We start from the raw sequence: 3,936 nt of genomic DNA on the forward strand, positions 1-3,936 counted from the left end.
AAATATTCCAGGAAGCTCGTTCAGATGGCTGGCTGACCGTCGCCGCGCCGGGCGGCGACGCCCTTTGCAGCCCGGCACTGAACCAGACCGCTTGCGGCTCCGAGCAGGTCCGCCCGCTGAGCGATCACCCCCGGATATCGGGTGTGCGTCACTCCAGAACCATGGTCATGAAAATCGAATTGGGATCAGGGCCGTATGCTGCGAAAGCTGGGCATTCCTTGAAACCTGAACCCGCATAAAGCCCGTGCGCCGCCGCGAATGCCGGTTGCGCGCCGGTCTCAAGGCTCAGCCGTACATAGCCCTCTGCCTTCGCTTCGGCGATGAGGTGTTCGAGCATCGTCCGGGCCAGCCCTCGGCCCCGCATTTCGGCCAGTATATGCATCGATTTGATTTCGGCATGCGCCGCGTCAATGCGTTTGAGAGCACCCATGCCTATGGGCTGTCCGTCATCGCGCATGACGAAAAACGCGATCTCTGGCCCGGCAAGTGCCCCGGCATCCATCATGTGGATGCTTTCGGGGGGCGTATCAGCATGCATCGCCTCGGCGTGCCGCTCCATCAGAAGCGAAAGCTCCGGCAGAAGCGGGGTATCGCGGGTGATAGTGATCATGCGTCTCTACCTGCGTCGTCGCCCTGCGCAACCACTGCCGGAAAGCCCGTTCCGCAGGGCAATCCGTCAGGCCTCGCTCAACGCGACCTTCATGTCTTTCACCAGATAGATGGTTTCGCCATCCGCCTCGACACGTCCGTCGGCCACACCCATGGTCAGGCGGCGGGTCTGCACGGCCTTGGTGAAATCGACATAGTAGGTCAGCATCTTGCGGTCGGGGCGTACCATACCGGTCAGCTTTACCTCGCCGACGCCCAGCGCATAGCCGCGCCCCTGCCAGCCGCGCCAGCCAAGGTTGAACCCGGTCAGCTGCCAGAGCCCGTCAAGACCAAGGCAGCCCGGCATGATCGGATTGCCGGGGAAATGGCAGTCGAAGAACCACAGATCCGGCGTGATGTCGAACTCGGCCACGACATGGCCCTTGCCGTGTTCGCCGCGATCCCCCGAGATGTCGGTGATCCGGTCCATCATCAGCATCGGCGGCGCGGGAAGCTGGGCGTTGCCGGGGCCGAAAAGCTCGCCCCGCGCGCATTTCAGCAGCCCTTCCTTGTCGAAACTCGTCGGATACCCCGTCATTCGGTCATCCCCTGCAACCTGTTGTTTCGTCCCCTCTATCACCCGCCCCGGTCAAAGGGCAAGGGATCGGAGCGGGCGGTTTCGCGGCAATTTCGATTGAAATGCAGGTGCCCGGCAGCCTATATTTCCCGTCGCAGAGGCGAAAGGCTCAAGATGGACGGGATCGAGACTGAGGCAGTCAAGCGCGGAACACGGTGGCTGGCGCGGGCTGGGCTGAGGCCCACGCGTCAAAGGGTGTCGTTGGCCGCCTTGCTGGTCGGCGATGGCAAGGACCGTCATGTGACCGCCGAAAGCCTGCATGCTGCCGCCGGCGAGAGCGGAGAACCGGTGTCACTTGCGACCGTCTACAACACGTTGCGCGCCTTTTGCGATGCAGGTCTGATCCATGAGATCTCGGTCGATGGCTCGCGCAGTTATTTCGACACAAGGCTGGACGATCACCCGCATTTCTTCTGGGAGGAAGAGGGGCAACTGGTTGACGCTCCGGCCGAAGATCTGGAAATAGCACGATTGCCGGAACTGCCGCATGGGGCAGAGCTTGCGCGGGTTGACGTGGTGATCCGGCTGCGGCGAACCTGAATCCGGGGTGGGTTGAAACCCACCTTACAGTTTTCAGCCGAAACATCCGTAAGGTGGGTTTTAACCCACCTTTAACCGAGATCGCGGCAGTTTCCGCAAATGTCGTGCTATCGTCGCCAAATTGTTCCCGGTGGAACCTATTTCTTTACGGTTCGACTTGAGGATCGTCGCTCGGACCTTCTCCTGCGCGAGATAGAGCTCCTGCGCGATTGCCTGCGCCTATGCCGCCGCCGCTGGCCCTTTGTCATCGATACCGCAGTGATCCTGCCGGACCATCTGCACATGATCTGGACGCTGCCGGACGGGGACGGCAATTTTTCGGCGCGCTGGCGGTTGATCAAATCTTCCTTCTCGCGGAACGTCCCGCCACCCGGAGTGCGGGCTCCGAGCAAGGTTGCGCGTGGCGAAAAGGGCATCTGGCAGCGGCGCTTCTGGGAACACCGGATTCGCGATGACGCGGATCTGGGTGTCCACCGTGATTTGATCCTGACCGCGCCGGTTCGGGCGGGACTCGTCGCGCGGCCGCAGGATTGGCCATTCTCATCGATCCACCGCGATCTTGCGGCGGGCCATCCGGTGCCGGTCACAGCCGCGTCAGCCCTCTCGCCACGCGCCCGGGCGGGATGATGTAAGGTGGGTTTAAACCCACCTTACCTTCAAATCGGTGGATTTCAGAACCATTGCCCCGGTTCCATCAGGCCCAGATCCATCAACTGCTGGGAATGCCACTCGAACTTCGCTGAGTTGTGCCAGGTGAAGTTCCAGATATCGAACATGGAGCCGGGATTTGTTTTCAGCGCCTTGGCCGTCCGGAACGATGCTATCGCGGCCGTGATGTTATGGTGCCAAGGGCAGGCATGGGTGTTCATTTCCTCAACATTGAAGCAGTGATCACTCTGCAACTGCAAACCCGGGCCGCTGCGGAAAAGCGCCGTGCGGCCGATCCGCCGCCGCTCTGCCGGGATATGCTCCTCGAACCGCCATCTGAGGCCACCATAGAAATCCAGTTGCCGGTCCTTCGGCTGGCCTGTCACCGGGTCCTTGCGGGCGAGGGCATAGTAACCCGACCGGTCGAGCATCGCTTCCTCACGGCTTACTGCATCGGGAAAGCGGTTCAGGTCGGGGGCGTAAAGATCGACCACATAGGCCAGCATCGCGTCGCGCCGTTCCTCGGTATGAAAGGCCAGCATTTCACCCACGCTGCGATGTTCGCAGAACGGGAAGTACAGATATTCAGCGTTGTAGCAGTAGTAGAACCATGTTCCGGCGGGCGCCTTGGCAATGATCGCGTTCACCGCATCGGAAACCGCCTGACGGGCAAGCGTATGGTACCGAACCCAATGGGCCAGGGTTTCGACCTCATCGGGAATGGCGAAGTCCTCTGGCAGGAACACGATGGTCTCGCGAAACCGTGCCCGGACATGGTGGAGCACGGTCGAGGCGATCTCGACCGGGTCCTCGGCAAAGATCAGCGCGACGGGACCCTTTGCGATCAGGGACTGGCCGGTGGTGAGGAGATCGTTGAGTGAGGAAAATCGCATATCCTGTCCCGAGTGGTGCCGGAGCTTGCACAGATTCAGGTAAGCGCCGGGTGAATGCAAGCACCCGTAGCCCGATTGCCTGCCGGACCGGTTTGCGCTAGGTACCGCGGGTCCCGGCCCAAGGTAGTTCCATGTCCGCCCCGAAGAAACTTTTCATCAAGACTTACGGCTGCCAGATGAACGTCTATGACAGCGAGCGCATGGCCGAGGCCATGGGCGCTGAAGGCTATGTCACGACCGAGGTCGCCGAAGAGGCGGATATGGTACTTTTGAACACCTGTCACATTCGCGAAAAGGCCGCCGAGAAGGTCTATTCCGATCTCGGCCGTTTGCGCCCGCTGAAGCTGGCAAAACCTGATCTGAAGATTGGCGTTGCGGGTTGTGTGGCCCAGGCCGAAGGCGAAGAGATTTTGAAGCGCATGCCGCTGGTCGACCTGGTGGTCGGCCCGCAAAGCTATCACCGCCTGCCCGCGATGGCCAAGGCTGCCGAGGCGGGGGAAAAGACGGTTGATACGGACTTTCCTGAGGAGGACAAGTTCGAACACCTTCCCGACCGCCCCAAGGCGTCGGTTCGCCCGACGGCCTTCCTGACCGTGCAGGAGGGCTGCGACAAGTTCTGCGCCTTCTGCG

Annotated in this window: 5 protein-coding genes and 1 pseudogene; 3 read left to right on the plus strand and 3 right to left on the minus strand. The window is 61.3% G+C overall.

All coding sequences use genetic code 11. The features are described 5' to 3' along the window. Positions 1-148 precede the first annotated feature (148 nt). The gene (locus WBB85_RS07955) at positions 149-610 is read right to left on the minus strand and encodes a GNAT family N-acetyltransferase (protein ID WP_432638086.1); all 462 of its coding nucleotides are present in this window, start codon (positions 608-610) and stop codon (positions 149-151) included. A 66-nt stretch (positions 611-676) separates the two neighbouring features. Continuing rightward, complete coding sequence (fabA, locus tag WBB85_RS07960) at positions 677-1,186, minus strand: bifunctional 3-hydroxydecanoyl-ACP dehydratase/trans-2-decenoyl-ACP isomerase (protein ID WP_432638087.1); 510 nt, start codon at positions 1,184-1,186, stop codon at positions 677-679. Between the two features lie 153 nt (positions 1,187-1,339). Between fabA and irrA the strand changes: the two genes are divergently transcribed. Both irrA and WBB85_RS07970 read left to right on the plus strand, forming a co-directional pair. Further along, the gene (gene irrA, locus WBB85_RS07965; RefSeq protein ID WP_432638088.1) at positions 1,340-1,765 is read left to right on the plus strand and encodes an iron response transcriptional regulator IrrA; all 426 of its coding nucleotides are present in this window, start codon (positions 1,340-1,342) and stop codon (positions 1,763-1,765) included. 99 nt (positions 1,766-1,864) lie between these two features. Further along, positions 1,865-2,392, plus strand: coding sequence for an REP-associated tyrosine transposase (locus WBB85_RS07970; protein ID WP_432638089.1), 528 nt, complete (start codon positions 1,865-1,867; stop codon positions 2,390-2,392). Between the two features lie 44 nt (positions 2,393-2,436). Here WBB85_RS07970 and WBB85_RS07975 read toward each other — a convergent pair whose 3' ends face one another. Further along, a complete protein-coding gene (locus tag WBB85_RS07975; RefSeq protein ID WP_432638090.1) occupies positions 2,437-3,306 on the minus strand; it encodes a hypothetical protein in 870 nt (289 codons plus the stop codon). 131 nt (positions 3,307-3,437) lie between these two features. Here WBB85_RS07975 and WBB85_RS07980 point away from each other — a divergent pair. Continuing rightward, positions 3,438-3,936: pseudogene (locus WBB85_RS07980) on the plus strand (tRNA (N6-isopentenyl adenosine(37)-C2)-methylthiotransferase MiaB); the annotation flags it as partial.

Source organism: Albidovulum sp. (genome assembly GCF_049646345.1).
Lineage (GTDB): Bacteria > Pseudomonadota > Alphaproteobacteria > Rhodobacterales > Rhodobacteraceae > Albidovulum.

Bases quoted from the DNA above. Each gene is read 5' to 3' on its own strand.
- WBB85_RS07955 (WP_432638086.1), bottom strand. From the start codon at position 610: ATGATCACTATCACCCGCGATACCCCGCTTCTGCCGGAGCTTTCGCTT.
- WBB85_RS07970 (WP_432638089.1), top strand. From the start codon at position 1,865: ATGTCGTGCTATCGTCGCCAAATTGTTCCCGGTGGAACCTATTTCTTT.
- irrA (WP_432638088.1), top strand. From the start codon at position 1,340: ATGGACGGGATCGAGACTGAGGCAGTCAAGCGCGGAACACGGTGGCTG.
- fabA (WP_432638087.1), bottom strand. From the start codon at position 1,186: ATGACGGGGTATCCGACGAGTTTCGACAAGGAAGGGCTGCTGAAATGC.
- WBB85_RS07975 (WP_432638090.1), bottom strand. From the start codon at position 3,306: ATGCGATTTTCCTCACTCAACGATCTCCTCACCACCGGCCAGTCCCTG.